Origin of the sequence: Methylibium sp., from assembly GCF_013817345.1 — a bacterium.
Lineage (GTDB): Bacteria > Pseudomonadota > Gammaproteobacteria > Burkholderiales > Burkholderiaceae_C > Methylibium.
Genome location: NZ_JACDCW010000076.1, coordinates 1 through 19,942, shown reverse-complemented (window position 1 = coordinate 19,942; position 19,942 = coordinate 1). Strand labels below are relative to the sequence as shown.

18 protein-coding genes are annotated in these 19,942 nt (G+C 66.7%); 15 read left to right on the top strand and 3 right to left on the bottom strand.

The features are described 5' to 3' along the window. Positions 1-90 precede the first annotated feature (90 nt). A complete protein-coding gene (locus H0W40_RS14120) occupies positions 91-2,355 on the bottom strand; it encodes an arginine/lysine/ornithine decarboxylase (protein ID WP_292447266.1) in 2,265 nt (754 codons plus the stop codon). A gap of 159 nt (positions 2,356-2,514) precedes the next feature. On the opposite strand from H0W40_RS14120, the gene H0W40_RS14115 reads away from it, so the two are divergent. Genes H0W40_RS14115 through H0W40_RS14105 form a run of 3 tightly spaced genes read left to right on the top strand, consistent with a single transcriptional unit; the run spans position 2,515 to position 4,253 of the window. Next, positions 2,515-2,943, top strand: a complete 429-nt coding sequence (locus H0W40_RS14115) for an NfeD family protein (protein WP_292447264.1) — start codon at positions 2,515-2,517, stop codon at positions 2,941-2,943. Between the two features lie 28 nt (positions 2,944-2,971). Continuing rightward, positions 2,972-3,889, top strand: coding sequence for a stomatin-like protein (locus H0W40_RS14110; RefSeq protein WP_292447260.1), 918 nt, complete (start codon positions 2,972-2,974; stop codon positions 3,887-3,889). Positions 3,890-3,896: 7 nt separating this feature from the next. After that, entirely contained in the window at positions 3,897-4,253 is a 357-nt protein-coding gene (locus H0W40_RS14105) for a DUF2237 domain-containing protein (protein WP_292447258.1), read from the top strand. Positions 4,254-4,265: 12 nt separating this feature from the next. Here the strand turns inward: H0W40_RS14105 and H0W40_RS14100 are convergent, their stop codons facing one another. Next, positions 4,266-6,161 carry a hypothetical protein gene (locus H0W40_RS14100; RefSeq protein ID WP_292447256.1) on the bottom strand — a complete coding sequence of 632 codons (1,896 nt, stop codon included), beginning with the start codon at positions 6,159-6,161 and terminating at the stop codon, positions 4,266-4,268. A 172-nt stretch (positions 6,162-6,333) separates the two neighbouring features. Between H0W40_RS14100 and H0W40_RS14095 the strand changes: the two genes are divergently transcribed. From H0W40_RS14095 to H0W40_RS14075, 5 genes are all read left to right on the top strand, one after another. Beyond that, on the top strand, positions 6,334-7,113 hold the full coding sequence (locus tag H0W40_RS14095; RefSeq protein WP_292447254.1) for an oxepin-CoA hydrolase, alternative type: 780 nt from the start codon (positions 6,334-6,336) through the stop codon (positions 7,111-7,113). A 12-nt stretch (positions 7,114-7,125) separates the two neighbouring features. Continuing rightward, positions 7,126-7,827, top strand: coding sequence for a histidine phosphatase family protein (locus tag H0W40_RS14090; RefSeq protein ID WP_292447252.1), 702 nt, complete (start codon positions 7,126-7,128; stop codon positions 7,825-7,827). Positions 7,828-7,927: 100 nt separating this feature from the next. Beyond that, positions 7,928-8,632, top strand: coding sequence for a Crp/Fnr family transcriptional regulator (locus H0W40_RS14085; RefSeq protein ID WP_292447250.1), 705 nt, complete (start codon positions 7,928-7,930; stop codon positions 8,630-8,632). 37 nt (positions 8,633-8,669) lie between these two features. Next, entirely contained in the window at positions 8,670-9,761 is a 1,092-nt protein-coding gene (locus tag H0W40_RS14080; protein WP_292447267.1) for a phosphotransferase, read from the top strand. 37 nt (positions 9,762-9,798) lie between these two features. Then, a complete protein-coding gene (locus H0W40_RS14075; protein WP_292447248.1) occupies positions 9,799-11,046 on the top strand; it encodes an acyl-CoA dehydrogenase family protein in 1,248 nt (415 codons plus the stop codon). Between the two features lie 57 nt (positions 11,047-11,103). On the opposite strand, the gene H0W40_RS14070 is transcribed toward H0W40_RS14075, so the two are convergent. Beyond that, positions 11,104-11,838: a hypothetical protein gene (locus H0W40_RS14070; RefSeq protein WP_292447246.1), complete on the bottom strand. Its 735-nt coding sequence runs from the start codon at positions 11,836-11,838 to the stop codon at positions 11,104-11,106. A 79-nt stretch (positions 11,839-11,917) separates the two neighbouring features. On the opposite strand from H0W40_RS14070, the gene H0W40_RS14065 reads away from it, so the two are divergent. The 7 genes from H0W40_RS14065 to H0W40_RS14035 all read left to right on the top strand — a co-directional run bounded on the left by H0W40_RS14065 (position 11,918) and on the right by H0W40_RS14035 (position 19,597). Continuing rightward, a complete protein-coding gene (locus H0W40_RS14065) occupies positions 11,918-12,610 on the top strand; it encodes a glutathione binding-like protein (RefSeq protein WP_292447243.1) in 693 nt (230 codons plus the stop codon). A 502-nt stretch (positions 12,611-13,112) separates the two neighbouring features. Continuing rightward, positions 13,113-14,690, top strand: a complete 1,578-nt coding sequence (locus tag H0W40_RS14060; RefSeq protein ID WP_292447241.1) for an MFS transporter — start codon at positions 13,113-13,115, stop codon at positions 14,688-14,690. Between the two features lie 166 nt (positions 14,691-14,856). Further along, positions 14,857-15,447: a DUF1269 domain-containing protein gene (locus H0W40_RS14055; protein ID WP_292447239.1), complete on the top strand. Its 591-nt coding sequence runs from the start codon at positions 14,857-14,859 to the stop codon at positions 15,445-15,447. A gap of 44 nt (positions 15,448-15,491) precedes the next feature. Then, the gene (locus H0W40_RS14050; RefSeq protein ID WP_292447237.1) at positions 15,492-15,995 is read left to right on the top strand and encodes a hypothetical protein; all 504 of its coding nucleotides are present in this window, start codon (positions 15,492-15,494) and stop codon (positions 15,993-15,995) included. 145 nt (positions 15,996-16,140) lie between these two features. Continuing rightward, complete coding sequence (locus H0W40_RS14045; RefSeq protein ID WP_292447236.1) at positions 16,141-17,253, top strand: cytochrome c oxidase subunit II; 1,113 nt, start codon at positions 16,141-16,143, stop codon at positions 17,251-17,253. Between the two features lie 8 nt (positions 17,254-17,261). After that, a complete protein-coding gene (locus tag H0W40_RS14040) occupies positions 17,262-19,022 on the top strand; it encodes a cbb3-type cytochrome c oxidase subunit I (RefSeq protein ID WP_292447233.1) in 1,761 nt (586 codons plus the stop codon). Between the two features lie 2 nt (positions 19,023-19,024). Further along, positions 19,025-19,597 carry a bb3-type cytochrome oxidase subunit III gene (locus tag H0W40_RS14035; protein WP_292447230.1) on the top strand — a complete coding sequence of 191 codons (573 nt, stop codon included), beginning with the start codon at positions 19,025-19,027 and terminating at the stop codon, positions 19,595-19,597. Positions 19,598-19,942 lie beyond the last annotated feature (345 nt).

Sequence of the window (19,942 nt, the reverse complement as noted above, 5' to 3'; positions counted from 1 at the left end):
GAGCGAAGTAAAGGAGGAGGCCGTGCGCAGCACGGCCGGGGGACATGAGCGCAGCGCAGCGCCGCAGCCGGCTTCGCCGTCCCTCCCCGGTCAAGCCCTTACGCAGTCGACGTAGTATTGACGCTCCCCACCGTCCGCGCCGTCGACCTCGACCAGCCCGTGCACGTCGGTGTCGAAGCCGGGAAAGCGCTTGTTGAAGTCGCGGGTGAAGCGCAGGTAGTCGACGATCTTCTTGTTGAAGCGCTCGCCCGGGATGAGCAGCGGAATGCCGGGCGGGTACGGCGTGAGCAGCGACGTCGTGATGCGGCCTTCCAGCGCTTCGATCTCCACGCGTTCGGTCTTGCGATGAGCGATGTGCGAGTACGCCTCGCTCGGCTTCATGGCGGGCTGCAGATCTGAGAGGTACATCTCGGTGGTGAGCCGCGCGATGTCGCCCGCCACATAGGCCTCGTGAATGCTCTGTGAAAGATCGCGCAGGCCCATGCGCTCGTAGCGCGGCTGAAAGCCGCAGAACTCCGGAAGGATGCGCCACAGCGGCGCATTGCGGTCGTAGTCGTCCTTGAACTGCTGCAGTGCGGTCAGCATCGTGTTCCAGCGGCCCTTGGTGATGCCGATGGTGAACATGATGAAGAACGAATACAGGCCGGTCTTCTCGACGATGACGCCATGCTCGGCCAGAAACTTGGTGACGATCGAGGCCGGAATGCCGGTCTTGGCGAATTTGCCGGCCACGTCCAGGCCCGGCGTGACGATGGTCGACTTGATCGGGTCGAGCATGTTGAACCCGGGCGCCAGGTCGCCGAAGCCGTGCCACTTGGCGTCGCCCTTGATCATCCAGTCCTCGGGCTTGCCGATGCCCTCGGCGGCCAGCTTGTCCGGCCCCCAGACCCTGAACCACCAGTCCTTGTTGCCGAACTCCTTTTCCACCTTGCGCATGGCGCGGCGGAAATCGAGCGCCTCGAGAATGCTTTCCTCGACCAACGCGGTACCGCCCGGCGGCTCCATCATCGCCGCGGCGACGTCGCAGCTCGCGATGATCGCGTACTGCGGCGAGGTCGAGGTGTGCATCAGATAGGCCTCGTTGAACAGGTGCCGGTCCAGCCGCGTGTTCTGGGCATCCTGCACGAGCACCTGCGAGGCCTGGCTCAGGCCGGCGAGCAGCTTGTGGGTGGACTGCGTCGCATAGACCACCGCCTCCTTCGGCCGAGGACGTGACTTGCCCATGGCGTGGTAGTTGCCATAGAACTTGTGGAAGGCCGCATGCGGCAACCAGGCTTCATCGAAGTGAAGCGTGTCGATCCAGCCGTCGAGCAGACCCTTGATGGTCTCGGTGTTGTAGACCACGCCGTCGTAGGTGCTCTGCGTGAGCGTCAGGATCCGCGGCTTGACCTTGGACGCGTCCACTCCCTGCAGCAGCGGGTTCTTGGCGATCTTGCGGCGTATGGTTTCGGGCTCGAACTCGCTCTTCGGGATCGGGCCGATGATGCCCAGGTGATTGCGCGTGGGCGTCAGGAAAACCGGCACCGCGCCGGTCATGATGATCGCGTGCAGGATTGACTTGTGGCAGTTGCGGTCGACCACCACCACGTCGTCGGGCGCGACCGTGTGGTGCCAGACCATCTTGTTGCTGGTGGAGGTGCCGTTGGTGACGAAGAAACAGTGATCGGCATTGAAGATGCGCGCCGCGTTGCGCTCGCTCTGCGCCACCGGGCCGGTGTGGTCAAGCAACTGGCCGAGCTCATCGACCGAGTTGCACACGTCGGCGCGCAGCATGTTCTCGCCAAAGAACTGGTGGAACATCTGGCCCACCGGGCTCTTCAGGAACGCCACGCCACCCGAGTGACCGGGGCAGTGCCATGAATACGAGCCGTCCTGCGCATAGTCGACCAGCGCCTTGAAGAACGGCGGCGCGAGGCCGTCGAGGTAGCTCCGGGCTTCGCGGATGATGTGGCGCGCCACGAACTCGGGCGTGTCCTCGAACATGTGGATGAAGCCGTGCAGCTCGCGCAGCACGTCGTTGGGCAGGTGCTGCGAAGTGCGCGTTTCGCCGTAGAGGTAGATCGGAATCTCGGCGTTCTTGCGGCGGATTTCCTGGATGAACTTGCGCAGGTTCAGCACCGCCGGGTCGAGCTCGGGGCCACCCTTGAATTCCTCGTCGTCGATCGAGAGGATGAATGCACTGGCGCGGCTTTGCTGCTGCGCGAACTGGCTCAGATCGCCGTAGCTCGTGGCGCCGAGGATCTCGAAACCTTCCTTGACGATCGCGTCGGCCAGCGCACGGATGCCCAGGCCGGAGGTGTTCTCGGAGCGGTAGTCCTCGTCGATGATGACGATGGGAAAACGAAAATGCTGCATCGATGCGGCTCCGACGGGGGGCAGGATTCGCAGGCGATGCCCGCGCGAAAGAGGGCGCAGTTTAGGGCTTTCGCTGCCCGCTTCGTCACCATGCGGCGCGGTGCCTGCGTCGTACACTGAAATGCAAGCTTCGTGGCTTTGCACGATGAAGGAGCAAGGATGGAGTGGAGTGCTGCGACCCTGTGGTGGATCGCCGCGGGCGTGCTGATCGCCGCCGAGCTGGCCACCGGCACCTTCTATCTTCTGATGCTCGCGCTCGGCGTTACGGCGGCGGCGCTTGCGGCCCACCTCGGGCTCGCGTTCAGTGCGCAACTGGTGGCGGCTGCCCTGGTCGGCGGCGGTGCCATCGTGGCTTGGCATGTGCGGCGCCAGCGGCAGCATGCACTCGCCGGCGCCGCCCCGAACCGCAACTTCAACCTCGACGTCGGCGAGAAGGTCTTTGTGGAGCGCTGGGAGCCCGACGGCACGGCGCGCATCGACTACCGGGGCGCGCAATGGAACGCCCGCTATGCCGGCGAAGGCGAATCGCAGCCTGGCGTGCACGTCATCCGCGGCATCGAATCGAATCGCCTGCTGCTGGGCCGCTGAACACTCAACTCCGAAAAGCCCTCCCTCCATGGAAATCGTCGCCTTCGTCCTCCTGATCGTCGCCTTCATCTTTATCGCGCGCTCGATCAAGATCGTGCCGCAGCAAAACGCGTGGGTCGTCGAGCGGCTCGGCAAGTACCACGCGTCCCTCACGCCCGGCCTGAACTTTCTCGTGCCCTTCGTAGACCGGCTGGCCTACCGCCATTCGCTCAAGGAGGTGCCGCTGGACGTCCCCAGCCAGGTCTGCATCACCAAAGACAACACGCAACTCACGGTCGACGGCATCCTGTATTTCCAGGTCACCGATCCGATGCGGGCGAGCTACGGCTCGTCGAACTACATCGTCGCCATCACCCAGCTCGCGCAGACCACCTTGCGCAGTGTGATCGGCAAGATGGAGCTCGACAAGACCTTCGAAGAACGCACCTCGATCAATGCCGCGGTCGTCGCGGCGCTGGACGAGGCGGCGCTCAACTGGGGCGTGAAGGTGCTGCGCTACGAGATCAAGGACCTCACGCCGCCCGCGGCGATCCTGCTTTCGATGCAGGCGCAGATCACCGCCGAGCGCGAAAAGCGCGCGCTCATCGCCGCCAGCGAAGGCCGCCGTCAGGAGCAGATCAACATCGCCACCGGCGAGCGTGAAGCCTTTATCGCGCGCTCCGAAGGCGAGAAACAGGCCGAGATCAACAACGCCCAGGGCGAAGCGTCGGCGATCACCACCGTGGCGGAAGCGACGGCCGATGCGATCCGGCAGATCGCCGCGGCCATCCGCGAGCCGGGCGGCGAGCAGGCGGTGCAGCTCAAGGTCGCCGAGCGCGCGGTCGATGCCTTCGCGCAGCTCGCCCAGAAGAACAACACCATGATCGTGCCGGCCAACATGAGCGAGGTGTCGGCGCTGATCGGCACGGCGATGACCTTGCTCAAGGGCACGGCCATCGCAAAGTGAGGGCGGCATGGCGCTGAACGTGCTGGGCGAGGAACTGCGCCCCTGCTCCTACGATCCGTTGACCGGTTATTTGCGCAACGGCTGCTGCGATACGGCCGCCGACGACAGCGGCGCGCATGTGATCTGCGCGCGCATGACCGGCGAGTTCCTGGCGTTTTCGCGCTCGCACGGGAACGACCTCGTCACGCCGCGTCCGCAGCTGCGCTTTGCCGGGCTCAGGCCGGGTGACCGCTGGTGCGTGTGCGCGCTGCGCTGGCTCGAAGCCCTGGAAGCCGGCTGTGCGCCCCCGGTGGTTCTCGAAAGCACGCATGAACGGGCGCTGGCCTTCGTGAGCCTCGCAATGCTCAGCGAACACGCGCTGTAGCCGCGTTTCGCGCTACGTCGGCGGCAACCGGGCGCCGCCATTGCGGTCGGGTGAGCTAGCGTCTTCCCGCCGATCGTGAGGCGGCGCGACGTGCATGGCGGCCGGCTTGGTTTCCTGCGCGTCGTCGAGATGCAGGTCGACCGCCAAGGGCTTGAGCACGGACGGCTGAGCCTCCAGCGATGTCGTCGCCAACAAGCGCTCGAACACCGCAAGGGGAGGCGGGTTAACGGCTCCCTCCCCGTCTTCTTCGAGCGGCAGCAGGAGATCGACGCTGCCCCCGTCTTCGCTTTCGGATCGGTCGCGTGCGACGGCATACAGCAGCATCAATTCGCGGTAGGCGGGCAGATCGAAGCTGTCGCTCGAGCCGGTCTGCCCGTCGGCGCGAAGCAGCGTCGTCTGCAACACCTCCATCGCGCTTTGCGGCCGGGCCCACAGATTTTCGAGGCGACCCGTCACCGACGGATAGTCTTCGAGCGAACGGCCGTCCTGCAGGTCCATCTCCCAGGCGGGCGCCATCGCAGCGAAGCGGCTGTTGAAGCGGCCGCGCAGCCGCTCGTATTCCTGGCGCTCGCCGCGGCGCTTGTAGATTTCCAACAGCTTCAGGTAGGGCAGCGGGCTGTTGCCAGCCGTGCTGCGCAAATGACCCATGAGCAGATCGATGGCGGCTTCGTCCTGGCCGAGCACGACGAAGAATTCGGCTTGCTGCTCCAGATCGATCAACTCCTCCACCGAAACCTCGCGCTTGTGCTCGGCCAATTGCGCCGCAGCGACGAGCGGTGCCGGTTGGGACCCGGACCAGGGCAGCGTCGGCGGCTGCACAGCTCGCGCAGGATTCGTTGCACCGGGCGGCGGCGGCTTGACGGCGGCCGGCTCCGTGGTGACGATTGGCATGGCCTCGTCCGGCGCCAGGTCGTCGGCCCCGGCCTCTTGCAGCAGCCAGGCATTTGCCTCGCGTTCCTGATTGCGTTGGTGCCATAGCCAGACCAGCCCTGCGATGAGCAGCGTGATCAGGCCGAGCAGCGCCGGCACCGTGTTGCTGCTTGCTGCTGGTGAACGCTCGCCATGCAACTGCGCGCGCAGGGCCGCCAGCGCCTGTTCCGCACTCGCGGCCTGGCTGCGCAGCGCCGCATTGGCCGCTTCCAGTTGAGCCGCACGCGCCACGGCCACAGCCTGGGCCGCGCTGGCAGCGCTCGCCGCAGCTTCAGCCGCCGAGGCGCGCTGCTCGGCCGCTTCGGTACCGGCCAGCAAGGCCAGCCGCACTTCGTCTTCGGGCGGGCTCAAGCGCAGGCGTGGACCGGCGTTTTTCGGGGACGGCGAAGGCGCACGGGCCGCCGGCGGCGGGGTCGCGGCAGCGCGGGCATTGGATTCGCGGCGCGGCGGTGCGACCCGCGGGCGGGGTTGCGCCAGGGCGTCGATGCCGGCGACGCTGGGCGCGGCGGCGGTCGACACAATCGCGCTTGCGGTTGCTGGCGATGCGGGATTGGCCTCAACGCCGGTGGATGAAGGCGGCGGTGCGCGGGCCAGCAACAACGGCGGATCGGCAAACAAGGTGAAGCGGCGCGAAACCCGACCCGCACAACCCACGGTGATCTCGACGGTGACGACCGGCTCATCGACGCGGTTCACCGTGCTCAGCCGCAGCACGCGCCGCTCGGCATCCGGAGCGGCCGGGTCGAGTCGAAGTGAAACGGCGCCGGCCGATTGCGGCGTGTCTGCAAATGAGACTTCGCCAGTCAGGCAGTTCGAAGGCAAGACCTCGCCGGGCTCCACGCGCAGCGGTATCGCAAGATCGAGCGGCTGCCCCAGTGTGGCTGTGTCGGGGAGGCGTCCGAACCCGATCGCGCCGACGCCTTGTGCGGCCGCCAACAGAGCCAGCGCCAATGCCGCGATTCGCACGTCCCGATTCATGCTTATTGTGTTCTCACCCTCGATTCACTCTAGCATGAAGCCCCCGCGTCGCAGCCCCTGAAGGCGCGTGCGCGGGCCCCTGCCGGCCTCGCCTCATCGCCGCTTTCGCTCGACGGTGCATGACAGAATCATCTCCCGCACGGCGGCGATCGACGCCCGGAAAAGCGAGCCAATGACCGCCCAACTGCTGACGCAGCGACACGACGCGACGCTGATCCTGACCATCAGCGACCCGCAGGCGCGCAACGCGCTTTCGCCGCAGGTTTCGGCGGCCGCCGTGGAAGCCCTCAGCGTGGCCGAAGCGGATGCGTCGGTGCGCGCGGTGGTGTTGGCCGGCGATGGCGCGCACTTCTGCGCCGGCGGCAACCTGCGCCGGCTCGCCGTCAACCGCGCCACCGGCAGTGAAGCGCAGGAGCAGCACCTTCGGTTGTTCCACCAGTTCATCGAAGCTTTGCGCACGCATCCCAAGCCGGTGATTGCGGCGGTCGAAGGAGCGGCCGCTGGCGGTGGCTTCTCGCTCGCGCTGGCCTGCGACCTGATGGTCGCCGCAGAGGACGCGCGATTCTCCATGGCCTATGCGCGGGTCGGTCTATCGCCCGACGGTGGCGGCAGTTGGCACCTCGCGTGCTTTCTGCCGCGAGCGCTTGCGCTCGAATTGCTGTGGCTGGGCGAGGCGGCCACAGCGCGCCAGTTGCAGACCTGGGGCCTTGTCAATCGCGTGACAGACAGCGGTGAAGCCCTGTCGCAAGCTCTGCGCATGGCCGAAGAGCTCGCGGCCTTCGCGCCCAACGCACTGGCCAGTGCAAAGGAGCTCGTGAACCAGGCGCGCGTGCGCGCACTCGGTGAGCACCTTGCAGCGGAAAGCACTCACTTTGTCGACAACCTGTTCCATGCCAACGGCGCCGAAGGGCTGCAGGCCTTCTTCGAGAAGCGCGCGCCTCGCTTTTCCTGACAGGCGGGCTTCATGAGCGCGTTTGCGCCGCGTCGGCGTCTGTACCTTATGCGGCATGGTTCGGTCGACTATTTCAGCTCCGACGGCACGCCGGTGCCTCCCGACACCGTCGCGCTCAACGCCGAGGGCGAACGGCAGGCCGACGCAGCCGGCGCGCTTTTCAGGCACTGCGGCGTGCGCTTCGATCGCGCACTGGTGAGCGGCTTGCCGCGCACAGTGCAGACCGCCGAGCGCGTGCTCGCAACGGCCGGACAGGAGCTCTCGCTCGAGCATGAACCCGCGCTGCGGGAGATTCGCGGTGGGCGCCTGGCCGACATACCGCCCGATCAGCTCGAGCAGGCGTTTCTCGGCGCCTTCCGCGCGGGCGCCGATGTGGAGAGCCAACGCTTCCTGGGCGGCGAATCGATCGGCGAACTGCTGGACCGTGCACTGCCGGCGTTCGACGCGCTGTGCGCGCGGGGCGACTGGCAGTCAATGCTGCTGGTGCTGCACGGCGGCGTGAACCGCGCGTTGATCTCCGCTGCCCTGGCCGGGCAGCGGGCGTTCTTCGGCCGGCTCGAGCAGCAGCCGGCCTGCATCAACGTGCTCGACATTGCCAGCAACGGCGAGACGGTGGTGCGCAGCATCAACCTGGCGCCGACGCAATGGCTGCACGAGCGCGAGCGCTACACCACGATGGAAACGTTGCTGGCGCAGTACCGCGGCGGTCGTTGAGTCAGTTGCGGTAGCCCGGATCGATGCGGTCCAGCCGGCGCAGCAGCGCCTGACAATAGGCCGTCCACGGCAAGCGATGCTGTCACGTCAGGGACAAAACATGACTACCCCGGTTCTTACAATCGTCGAGCGACATCACATCGACTCGGGCCCATGGTTCAGCAGACTCTCGCAGACGCTGCGCAACGCGATCCTCGCTCGGGCCCATGTGCGGCGCCTGTCGGACGGTGCGATGCTCACGAGCCGCGGCGCGCCAGCCGACGAATGGTGCGGCGTCGCCAAGGGGGCGATCCGCGTGGGTTCGGTGTCGCTGTCGGGCAAGCAGGTCACGCTCACTTACGTGGAGCCCGGTGCGTGGGTCGGCGACATCTCGCTGTTCGACGGCCTGCCGCACACGCACGACGCCCACTCCCATGGCGACACCACGCTGCTGGTCGTGCGCAAGAACGACTTCAAGGATCTGCTGGCTCAGCACGTCGAACTCTACGAGGCGCTGCTCCGGCTGCAATGCCGTCGCCTGCGCCTGATGTTCGACGTGGTGGAAGACCTCAACACCCGCCCGCTCGCCGCGCGCCTGGCCAAGCAGATCCTGCTGCTCGCGCGCAGCTACGGCATCAACCAGGGCGAGGAAATCCGCATTGGCCTGCAGCTTGCGCAAGAAGACCTGGCGCAACTGCTCGGCGCCTCGCGCCAGCGCGTGAACCAAGAGCTCAAGAGCTTCGAGCGCGACGGCGCGGTGAGGGTCGAGCCCACCCGCCTGGTGGTGCTATCGCGCGAGAAGCTGCTCGCGTTTGCCGAACGCTGAAGACAGTGCGCTGACCGAAGGCGCCCTGCCGCTCACCATGGACGACCACACCGGCACCAAGCCCGTCAGCGCTCAGCACGGTTTCGAAATCGCTGCGCTTCAGCGCCACCTCGCGCAGCATCTCGAGGACTTCGCCGGACCGCTGACGGTGGAGCAGTTCAAGGGTGGGCAGTCGAACCCAACGTACAAGCTGATGACGCCTTCGCGCAGTTATGTGATGCGCAGCAAGCCCGGTCCGGTCGCCAAGCTGTTGCCCTCGGCGCACGCCGTCGAACGCGAGTTCGCCGTGATGCGCGCGCTGGCCGGCAGCGACGTGCCGGTGGCCCGGATGCATCTTCTGTGCGAAGACGAATCCGTGATCGGCCGGGCCTTCTACATCATGGAGTTCGTGCAGGGTCGCGTGCTGTGGAACCAAGCCTTGCCCGACATCCGCACGGCCGAACGTGGCGCGGTGTACGACGAGATGAACCGCGTGATGGCCGCGCTCCACAAAGTCGATGTCGAGGCTTGCGGGCTGCTCGGCTTCGGCAAGCCGGGCAACTATTTCGAGCGCCAGATCGGGCGCTGGACCCGGCAGTACCAGGCCTCGATCACCGAGCCGATCGAAGCGATGGACCGGCTGATCGAGTGGCTGCCGCAGCACATTCCACAGAGCGCGCGCGATGCTTCGCAAGCCAGCATCGTTCATGGCGACTACCGGCTCGACAACCTCATCTTTCACCCGACCGAGCCGCGCATCCTGGCGGTGCTGGACTGGGAGCTCTCCACAGTCGGCCATCCGCTCGCCGACTTCAGCTATCACTGCATGAGCTGGCATATCCCGCCCGGCACCTTCCGCGGCATCGGCGGTCTGGATCTGGCGGCGCTCGGCATTCCGGGCGAGCGGGAGTATGTGAAGCGCTATTGCGAGCGCACCGGTCGCGATGGAGTGGGCCAGGACGCCGACGCGGTGATGGCCGACTGGGGCTTCTACATGGCCTACAACCTGTTCCGCATGGCCGGCATCCTGCAAGGCATCGCCAAGCGGGTCGTCGATGGCACGGCGGCCAGCGAGCAGGCCAGACAGGCAGGCGCCGGCGCCCGGCCGCTCGCCGAAATAGGTTGGGCGTTCGCGCAGCGTATTCACTGAGTCGGCCGAGACACCGAACCGCCTTTCAGGAGACAAGATGGACTTCGACTATTCGCCGCGCGCCAAGGAGCTGCAGGCACGGCTCGCTGCTTTCATGGACCGCCACATCTATCCGGCAGAGGCCGGCTACTGGGCCGAGATCCAGGCCAACACCTCGGCCGGCAAGCGTTGGACGCCGCTGCGACTGATCGAGGACCTCAAGCTCGAGGCGCAGACCGAGGGTCTGTGGAACCTGTTCCTTCCGCAGAGCGCCGGCGCGTCGACGCAAAGCGCGGGCGACTTGGGCGCGGGCCTGAGCAACCAGGAGTACGCCCCGCTGGCGGAGACGATGGGCCGCGTGCCCTGGGCCAGCGAAGTCTTCAACTGCTCGGCTCCCGACACCGGCAACATGGAAACCCTCGTGCGCTACGGCAGCGCCGAACACAAGAAGCGCTGGCTGGAGCCGCTCTTGCGCGGCGAGATTCGCAGCGCCTTCGCCATGACCGAGCCCGACGTGGCTTCTTCGGACGCAATCAACATTGCTGCCCGCATCGAGCGCCAGGGCGACGACTACGTGATCAACGGCCGCAAGTGGTGGATCTCCGGCGCGGGCGATCCGCGCTGCGCGATCTACATCTTCATGGGCAAGACCGATCCCGAGGCGCCGCGCCACAGCCAGCAGTCGATCATCCTGGTGCCGAGCGACACAAAAGGCATCACCGTCGTGCGGCCGCTGTCGGTGTTCGGCTACGACGACGCACCCCACGGGCACTGCGAGATCACTTTCGAGAACGTGCGCGTGCCGGCCGCCAACATGCTGCTCGGCGAGGGCCGAGGTTTCGAGATCGCGCAGGGACGACTGGGCCCCGGCCGCATTCACCATTGCATGCGCCTGATCGGCCTGGCCGAACGCGCGCTCGAGCTGATGTGCAAGCGTGCGTTGTCGCGCGTGGCCTTCGGCCGCCCGGTCGCCGACCAGGGGGTCACACGCGAGCGCATCGCCGAGGCGCGCTGCCGTATCGACATGGCGCGCCTGCTCACGCTCAAGGCCGCCTGGATGATGGACGTGGCCGGCAACAAGGCCGCCAAGGCGGAGATTGCGATGATCAAGGTGGTGGCGCCGAGCATGGCCTGCCAGGTCATCGACTGGGCCATTCAGGCGCATGGCGGCGGGGGCGTGTGCGATGACTTTCCGCTCGCGTACTTTTATGCGGGTGCGCGCACGCTGCGTTTCGCGGACGGGCCCGACGAGGTCCATCGCAACGCCATCGCCAAGCTCGAGTTGGGCCGCTACGCCGCAGCCTGATCCCTCGCAGTTCGAGCGGACAACGATGAAGCGCGGCTGCGATGCCGCTCCAGGGGCTTACTCGGGAAAGTCCGAGGGCAGATGGCTCTGCCAGGCGGTGGAACTGTTCGTCGGCCAGGCTTGCTGCTGACCGCTCACGGCTTGCGTCGCCGCCAACGCGCTTTTTGCAGCCGCCTCGTAAAGGGACAGCGCGCCGTCGAGCATTTGAGCCGTCGGCTCCAGCGCTTCGAAGCGCAGGTAGAGCCGGCCACGCAGGGTCATGAGCACCATCGGCTCGTCGTTGGCGAGCCAGCCGCGGCTCGCCTCGTCGAGCTTGGCGATCAGCGCCGGGTCGAGCCACGCGTTCAGCGGCCCAGGCGCATTGGCCACCGCGGAAAAACGCGAGCGCAGCGGTTTCATCGCCGCGACCTGCACTTTCGGGAACATAGCCAGCCAGCGCATTTCCTCGGGCATGCCGGAGTCGATCTGCGTTTGCATGTCTTGCGTGAAGAGGGCGTAGGCGGCCTGCTCGAGTTCTTCGGCGAGCGCTCGCGAGGTGATCAACATCTGCATGCTTGCAGGCAAGCGCAGATCCATGCGCATGCGCAATTCGCGGTCAAGCAGATAAGTGCGCTGCGGCACGCCCCATTCCATGCGCCATGTGTTGCCGTTCAAGGGGCCTTCGACCACCACGCCCTCGTCCTGGCGAACGCGCTTGGCGCTCAGGCCGCGTTGCAGCGCCCAGGCCTGCACGGCCCTTCCGTCGGGTTTGCCGCGGGTGCCGCCGATCCAGCGTTTGATCGAGTCGAGCATGGCTCAGAGCGTTGGAATAGAGTGTCCGCAGCAGGCGGTCCTGACACGCCGTCGAATACTTCTCACAAAGGCTTACGCAATGATCGAAGTGTATTCCTGGGCTACGCCCAACGGCCACAAGGTCCACATCATGCTGGAGGAGTGCGGCCTCCCATACCGAGTAAAGGCGGTGAATATCGGCGCTGGCGATCAGTTCAAGCCGGAGTTCCTGGCCGTCAGCCCCAACAACAAGATTCCCGCCATCGTCGACTCCGAGGGCCCTGACGGGGAGCGCATCTCCCTGTTCGAGTCGGGCGCCATCCTGGTCTACCTTGCTGCCAAGACGGGCCGCTTCATGCCGACCGATCTGCGCGCCAAATACGAAGTGCTGCAGTGGCTGATGTTCCAGATGGGCGGCGTGGGCCCGATGCTCGGGCAGACGCACCACTTCCGCGTCTATGCGCCGGAAAAGATCGACTATGCGATCGAGCGCTATACCAACGAAGCCAAGCGCCTGTATGGCGTCATGAACAAGCGACTGGCGAAATCGAAGTACATCGCCGGGGCCGAGTACAGCATCGCCGACATCTCCATCTTCCCGTGGCTGCGTTCCTGGAAGAACCAGGGCATCGAGTGGAACGACTATCCGCACCTGAAGGGTTGGTTCGACGAGATTGCCGGTCGGCCTGGCGTGCAGCGCGGGGTGGAAGTGCTGGCCCAGGAACGCAAGCCGCTGGTCGACGATGAAGCACGCAAGATGCTGTTCGGCACGGAGCAGTACAAAGCCCGTTGAAGACACGGGAGTCGGCACGTGGATTGCTGCTGGGCCTGGGCTTCCCGAGCCCTCTATGCCTTCCCTTCGACTCACCTCCGTCTTTGCCTTGCTAGGCGCTTGCTGTGCGGCGTGCACACCATTGCGCTTGGCGCCCCACTCTCTGGCCGGTGAGCCGCAAGGTGCCACTTTCTTTGCCGAGCCCTCGCCGAAATTACCGATCTGGCCCGAACCCCCTGCGCTGTTGCCGAAGCAGCCGCCGGCTCTTACCGGCGGCGCCCGCTGCGGCGGCGAGCCGGGCGAGCAGGCACGGGCGCAATGCCTACGGGGCGATGGCATGGACAGCGGCTGGGGCGGCTGAGCAAGGCGTCCACCGCCAGCAACTAACGCCGACGGCTCGCTGGCTGACCGTTCGAGCGTCCGCTGCCTCGCCGAGGCGCGTTCCACACCGGGAACTTACGAGTATCGACCCACGCCGGCGTGCAAATCGGCGAGGCCAGCCATTGAGCGCGGTGGAGCGTCGATGACGACGACCGTTCCCGTTGCGCCCGCCAAGGCGAGCCGCCGCGAATGGGTCGGCCTGGCGGTCATCGCCCTGCCCTGCCTGCTCTATTCGATGGACCTGACGGTGCTCAACTTGGCCGTGCCGGCACTCAGCGCCGCCCTGCAACCGAGCGCGGCCCAGTTGCTGTGGATCGTCGACATCTACGGCTTCATGGTCGCCGGCGCGCTGATCACCATGGGCACGCTGGGCGACCGCATCGGCCGACGCCGGCTGCTGATGATCGGTGCAGCGGCCTTCGGCATCGCTTCGGTGCTTGCGGCGTTCTCCACGAGCGCCGAAATGCTGATCGCCACGCGCGCGCTCCTCGGTCTGGCCGGCGCAACGCTGGCGCCATCGACGCTCTCGCTGATCCGCAACATGTTTCACGACCCCGGCGAGCGCACCCTGGCGATCGGCATCTGGGTGTCGAGCTACTCGGTTGGCGCAGCGATCGGGCCGCTGATCGGCGGCGTGCTGCTCGAGTACTTCTGGTGGGGCTCGGTCTTCCTGGTCGGGGTGCCCGTGATGCTGCTCCTGCTGATCGTGGGGCCCGTGTTGCTGCCGGAGTTTCGCGATCCGCAAGCCGGCCCCCTCGACCTGCTCAGCGCCGCCTTGTCGCTCGTCGCGGTGCTGGCCACCATCTACGGCCTCAAGCAGATGGCCGAGCAGGGTCCCAGCGTGTGGGCTGCCTCGGCCATCGTGGCCGGCGTGGGGCTGGGAGCGGCGTTTCTGCGCCGCCAGCACGGACTCGCCGATCCGCTGATCGACCTGAAGCTGTTTCGCCGGCCGGCCTTCAACGCATCGCTGGCCACGTACACGCTGGGGTGCTACACGATGTTCGGCGCCTACATCTTCATCGCTCAGTACCTGCAGCTCGTGCTCGGGCTTTCGCCGCTGGTTGCGGGGCTGTGGACGGTGCCCTGGGGGCTGGCCTTCGTCGTCGGCTCGATGCTCACGCCGATGCTCGTGCGGCGCTTCCGGCCGGCCGACGTGGTGGCCGCCGGCCTGGCCATCGCGGCGGCAGGCTTCGCACTGCTGGCGCAGGCGCAGGCGAGCCATGGGCCCGAGTTCGTCATCGGTGCCTCGGTCGTGCTCTCGCTCGGCCTGGCGCCAGTGTTCACCCTGGCCACCGATCTGATCGTCGGCGCGGCGCCGCCCGAACGGGCCGGCGCCGCAGCAGCGATCTCGGAGACCAGCGCCGAATTCGGCGGCGCGCTGGGCATCGCCATCTTCGGGAGCATCGGCGCGGCCGTGTACCGCAGCTTCGTGATCGACGGCTTGCCGGCGAGTGTGCCGCCAGAGGCGCTGGACGCTGCGCGCAGCACGCTCGGCGCGGCGTCGACCGCCGCAGCGCGGCTGCCGGCCGATGTCGGCGCCGGTCTGCTGGCAACTTCGCGAGAGGGCTTCATGCGCGGCTTGCGGCTCAACGCGTGGATCGCGGTGGCGATCATGAGCGGCACCGCGATCCTCGCGGCCACGGTGCTGCGGCGCGCGACCGGTGCGCACGCCGGTTCCGGCTCGGAGACGGCGGACGCCGAGCGGGCCCGCTTGCCCTAGATCCAGTTTCTCAACACGTTGTTCGCGTCGAAGCCGAACGCAAGCGCGGAAAGCGTTTCGAACACGCAATCTCGCCTTACCCCTTCTTGCGACGCATGAATCCGCGGATGTATAAGAGGTTCGTCGTTCGCTCCGTTGTCACAAACAGTGATGAAAGGAGGGTTCCATGCGCAGACGCATCTACTGGTTGCTGCCCGATCTGGCGAGTGCCAGACGGACCATGAATGACCTCTTGCTGGCCCGCATCAGCGAATCGCACATCCACTTCGTGGCGCGCGAGAACGCCGACATGTCCGGGCTGCACGCCGCGAACCTCCTGCAGACGTCCGATGTGCTTCGCTCGGCCCAAGCCGGGCTGGTCATCGGCGGGCTCACCGGTGCCACGGTGGGCGTGCTCGCCGCGATGTTCTTTCCCATTGCTGGCGAGTCCGGCTGGGCCGCACTGCGGGCCGTGACCGAGATGCCGCAGTGGGGGATCAAGGACGTGGTCGCGGCCTTCGATTCGCCGCAATGGGGCATGGCCGGCGTCATCGCCATGCTCGGTGGCGTGCTGGGCGCGTGGTCGTCGAGCATGATCGGCGTGTCCACGCCGAGCAACCGGCTGCGGCGCTTCGAGGGCGCCATCGAGCAGGGGCAACTCCTGCTGATGGTGGACGTGCCCCGCTCGCGGGTCGAGGAAATCGAAGAGCTGCTGCAGACCTCTCACCCCGAAGCGCACTTCGAGGGCGTGGAGCCCGACGTGCCGGCGTTCCCCTGAAGCCGGCAGACAACGCCGTAGTGGCCGATTCGCGGAGGTGACTCATGGACCTGCACCTGCCTTCACATCATTGGGAGCATCGCCTGCCGGACTGGCCTGCGGCGGCGGTCTCGGGTTTCGTGGCGGGTGCTGCGCTGATGGTGCTTGACCTGTTGTGGTCGGCGCTGGTCAGCGGCGAGAGCCCCTGGCGCACCTCGAACCTGATCGCTGCGATCGTGTTGGGCCAGGACACCCTCGCTTCGTCGGCGTTCAGCCTCGGCGTGGTGACGGCCGCGCTTGTCACGCACTACGCGCTCGGCGTCGTTTTCGGCCTGGCGCTGGCGTTCATCCTCGCGGGTTTTCACTGGGATACGAGCCCCAGCATGACGGCGGTGGTCGGCACCCTCTTCGGCCTGGTGCTGTATGCCCTGAATTTCCACGCGATGACACAGATCTTTCCTTGGTTCGCCGAACTGCGGGGCTGGCCGACCCTGGCGGCCCACCTGCTGTTCGGCATCGTGGCGGCTCTGATGTACCGCCAACTCAAGCGGCGAGGAGAAGGCCACTAGCGACTTTCCCCTTCGCGCGCGGTCGGGTGACGCGCAGCCCCTGCGGACCGAGCATCGTCACGAAGCGGTGACGGCCGCAGCGCAGTCCTGACAGGCCTTGCTTCGTGAGGTCCGGCGGTCCACGCCGGCAGGAAGGAGGGGACCTGTGGCCATTGCAGTCGCGCTGGTGCTCATCGTGCTCGGCTCGGTGGTGTTCCACTGGGTCACGCCGTGGTGGATCACGCCGCTCGCGTCGAACTGGCAGGCGATGGACGACACGCTGACGATCACGGTGGTGATCACGGGGATCTTCTTCGTCGTCATCAACCTGTTCGTCGCCTACACGCTGTGGCGCTACCGGCACCGTCCCGGCAGCCGGGCCGCCTACGAGCCGGAGAACCACAAGCTCGAGCGCTGGCTGATCGGCATCACCTCGGTGGGCATCATCGCGCTGCTGGCACCGGGCCTGTGGGTCTATGCCGACTACGTGAGGCCGCCAAGCGACGCGCTGGTGCTCGAGGTGGTCGGCCAGCAGTGGCAGTGGCGCTACCGCTTTCCCGGCGCCGACGGCAAGCTGGGCGGCAGCGACGCGCGTTTCGTCACCGGCGCCAACCCGCTCGGGATCGACCCGGATGATTCGGCCGGGCAGGACGATGTGCTCGTCGAGGGCAACGAAGTCCATCTGCCGCTGAACCGGCCGGTCAAGGTGCTGCTGCGCTCGCACGACGCGCTGCACGATTTCTTCGTGCCGCAGTTCCGCGCGCGCATGAACATCGTGCCCGGCATGGTGAGCGGTTTCTGGTTCACGCCGACGAAGGCGGGGCGTTTCGAGGCCATGTGCGCGCAGTTGTGCGGCGTGGGCCATCCCGACATGCGCGGCTACGTCGTGGTCGACGAAGCGCCCGTCTTCAGCGCCTGGCTGCAGGACCAGCCGCGTTTCGTGCAGACGATGGCGCCGCCGGTCGCCGCCGCAGGCTCCGACGCTTTCGCCGAACGCGGCCGCGTGCTGGCCCAGAACAAGGGCTGCGCCGTCTGCCACACGGTCGATGGTGGCCCGGGCGTCGGGCCGACGTGGAAGGGACTGTTCGGCAAGACCGAGAACCTGGACGACGGCACCACCGCCGTCGTCGACGAGAAATTCCTGCGCGACTTCATCCGCAACCCGCAGGCACGAAGCATCAAGGGCTTCCCGCCGGTCATGCCCAGGATCGAACTGAGCGACGAGGAGCTGGACGCGCTGGTGGCCCACATCAAGTCGCACGGCAACCCCCAGCGGTAAGGACAGTCATGGCCTACGTCATCGCCGATCACCACGCCCCGCAGAGCTGGTTCACCCGCTATGTCTGGAGCCAGGACCACAAGGTCATTGCGGTGCAGTACGCCTGCATCGCGATTGGGGTCGGTGTGGTCGGCCTGGTGCTGTCGAACCTGATGCGGCTGCAGATCGGCTTTCCCGGGGTCTTCGAGTTCATCAACGCCGAGCGCTACTACCAGTTCGTGACCATGCACGGGATGATCATGGTGATCTATCTGCTCACGGCACTGTTCCTCGGAGGCTTCGGCAACTACCTGATCCCGCTGATGGTGGGCGCGCGCGACATGGTGTTCCCCTACCTCAACATGCTGAGCGTGTGGGTGTACTTCCTGTCGGTGCTGGTGCTGATGGCGAGCTTCTTCGTGCCGGGCGGGCCCACCGGCGCGGGCTGGACGCTCTACCCGCCGCAGGCCATCCTGCCCGGCACGCCGGGGCACGACGGCGGCATCGTGCTGATGCTGGTGTCGCTGGTGATCTTCATCGTCGCGACCACGATGGGAGGGCTCAACTACGTCACCACCGTGCTGCAGGCGCGCTGCGAAGGCATGACGCTGATGCGCATGCCGCTCGCCGTGTGGGGCATCTTCGTGGCCACCATCCTCGCGCTGCTGGCCTTTCCGGCGCTCTTCGTCAGCGGCGTGATGATGCTGCTCGACAAGACGATGGGCACGAGCTTCTTCATGCCGGCGCTCGTGTCGATGGGCCAGGTGAGCGACTACCGCGGCGGCAGCCCACTCCTGTTCCAGCACCTGTTCTGGTTCTTCGGCCACCCCGAGGTCTACATCGTCGCGCTGCCGGCTTTCGGCATCGTGTCCGACCTGATCAGCGTGCATGCGCGCAAGGCGATCTTCGGCTACCGCACGATGGTCTGGGCCATCGTGGTCATCGGCGGCCTGTCGTTCGTGGTGTGGGCGCACCACATGTTCGTCAGCGGTATGAACCCGTGGTTCGGTTTCTTCTTCGCCACCAGCACGCTGATCATCGCCGTGCCCACCGCGATCAAGGTCTACAACTGGGTGCTCACGCTGTGGCGCGGCGACATCCACCTGACGGTGCCGATGCTGTTCACGCTGGCCTTCTTGCTCATCTTCCTGAGCGGCGGGCTCACCGGCCTGTTCCTCGGCAACGTGAGCGTGGACATTCCGCTGTCGGGCACCTACTTTGTCGTCGCCCACTTCCACATGGTGATGGGCGTGGCGCCGCTGCTGGTGGTGTTCGGCGCCATCTACCACTGGTACCCCAAGGTCACGGGCCGCTTGCTCGACGACCGGCTCGGCAAGCTGCACTTCTGGATCACCTTCCTCGGCACCTACGCGATCTACTTTCCGATGCACTACCTCGGCGTGCTCGGCATGCCGCGGCGCTACCATCACTACGCAGGCTATGAATTCATTCCGGCGTCCGCGCACACGCTCAACGAGTTCATTACCGTGGTAGCCCTGATCGTCGGCGTGGGGCAGATGCTGTTCATCGCCAACCTCGTGTGGAGCTTCAGGCACGGTCGGCACGCTGGCCCCAACCCCTGGCGCGCGGCTTCGCTCGAATGGTTCACGCCCGACACCCCGCCGCGCCACGGCAACTGGGGCCCGGACTTGCCGGTCGTTTACCGCTGGGCCTACGCGTACAGCGTGCCCGGCGCTTCCGAGGACTTCATCCCCCAGAACGCGCCTCCTTCAGCCGGCGGTCAGGAGCCCGAGCCCTATAAAAAGCCGCCGCGCGAGGCGCCGGCATGAACATGAGTGCCGCACTCGACATCAGGCGTCCCGCCCACGAGGGACAGGCTGCCGGCATCGGCCTGTGGGTCTTCATCGGCGTGGCCAGCACGCTCTTCGCGCTGTTCCTCACCGCCTACGCGATGCGCATGGACGAAGCACCGGACTGGACGACGCTAGCGATGCCCTGGCAGTTGTGGCTGAGCAGCGGATGGTTGATCGCCGGCAGCGTGCTGCTGCAACGCGCCGCGAAGCAGCCGCCGCCGGCTGCGCAGCACCTTCTGCTCGCGGGAGGCGCCTGCGCCATCGCCTTCGTGCTGACGCAACTCTGGGCTTGGCAGTCGCTCGCCGACGCACGCGTCTCACTGACGGGCAATCCGGCTGCCAGCTTCTTCTACGTGCTGACCGCGCTGCACGGCCTGCACGTGCTCGGCGGGCTCGTGGGCTGGTCCGTAGCTGTGCATCAGTCGACATCCTGGCGCATCGCGCTCGTCGCACGCTACTGGCACTTTCTGCTCGCTGTATGGGGCGTGCTGTTCGCTGCGCTCGGCTGGCTCACGCCGGGCGTTGTGGCCTTCATCTGCGGCAGGGGTTGAAATGAATCGACCGTCTGTTCTCGGGCCGTTGCTGATCTTCTTCGGCATGCGTTGCTGTTGCTTTGCGGATGTTGGGCGTGGGCAAAGCCGCGGGCGGGCGGCGGGCTTCGCTTCAGTGCGGCGGTCGGCCCTGCGGGCCGACTTCGCTGCGCTGCTCGGGCTCGTGGCTGCGTCGCAGAACTCGCTGCGTTCGCTGCGCTCACTGCGCTCAGACAACTGCGACGAGTCAGTTGACAAAGCGCGCTGCGCGCGCAGCCACGAGCCCTGCGCTGCTCGCCGCCGCACAGGCGCTGCGCCCGCCGCCCGCCCGCGGCTTTGCCAAACAGCGCTCGCTCTCTATGGAGA

Bases quoted from the DNA above. Each gene is read 5' to 3' on its own strand.
- H0W40_RS14120 (WP_292447266.1), bottom strand. From the start codon at position 2,355: ATGCAGCATTTTCGTTTTCCCATCGTCATCATCGACGAGGACTACCGC.
- H0W40_RS14115 (WP_292447264.1), top strand. From the start codon at position 2,515: ATGGAGTGGAGTGCTGCGACCCTGTGGTGGATCGCCGCGGGCGTGCTG.
- H0W40_RS14110 (WP_292447260.1), top strand. From the start codon at position 2,972: ATGGAAATCGTCGCCTTCGTCCTCCTGATCGTCGCCTTCATCTTTATC.
- H0W40_RS14105 (WP_292447258.1), top strand. From the start codon at position 3,897: ATGGCGCTGAACGTGCTGGGCGAGGAACTGCGCCCCTGCTCCTACGAT.
- H0W40_RS14100 (WP_292447256.1), bottom strand. From the start codon at position 6,161: ATGAATCGGGACGTGCGAATCGCGGCATTGGCGCTGGCTCTGTTGGCG.
- H0W40_RS14095 (WP_292447254.1), top strand. From the start codon at position 6,334: ATGACCGCCCAACTGCTGACGCAGCGACACGACGCGACGCTGATCCTG.
- H0W40_RS14090 (WP_292447252.1), top strand. From the start codon at position 7,126: ATGAGCGCGTTTGCGCCGCGTCGGCGTCTGTACCTTATGCGGCATGGT.
- H0W40_RS14085 (WP_292447250.1), top strand. From the start codon at position 7,928: ATGACTACCCCGGTTCTTACAATCGTCGAGCGACATCACATCGACTCG.
- H0W40_RS14080 (WP_292447267.1), top strand. From the start codon at position 8,670: ATGGACGACCACACCGGCACCAAGCCCGTCAGCGCTCAGCACGGTTTC.
- H0W40_RS14075 (WP_292447248.1), top strand. From the start codon at position 9,799: ATGGACTTCGACTATTCGCCGCGCGCCAAGGAGCTGCAGGCACGGCTC.
- H0W40_RS14070 (WP_292447246.1), bottom strand. From the start codon at position 11,838: ATGCTCGACTCGATCAAACGCTGGATCGGCGGCACCCGCGGCAAACCC.
- H0W40_RS14065 (WP_292447243.1), top strand. From the start codon at position 11,918: ATGATCGAAGTGTATTCCTGGGCTACGCCCAACGGCCACAAGGTCCAC.
- H0W40_RS14060 (WP_292447241.1), top strand. From the start codon at position 13,113: ATGACGACGACCGTTCCCGTTGCGCCCGCCAAGGCGAGCCGCCGCGAA.
- H0W40_RS14055 (WP_292447239.1), top strand. From the start codon at position 14,857: ATGCGCAGACGCATCTACTGGTTGCTGCCCGATCTGGCGAGTGCCAGA.
- H0W40_RS14050 (WP_292447237.1), top strand. From the start codon at position 15,492: ATGGACCTGCACCTGCCTTCACATCATTGGGAGCATCGCCTGCCGGAC.
- H0W40_RS14040 (WP_292447233.1), top strand. From the start codon at position 17,262: ATGGCCTACGTCATCGCCGATCACCACGCCCCGCAGAGCTGGTTCACC.
- H0W40_RS14035 (WP_292447230.1), top strand. From the start codon at position 19,025: ATGAGTGCCGCACTCGACATCAGGCGTCCCGCCCACGAGGGACAGGCT.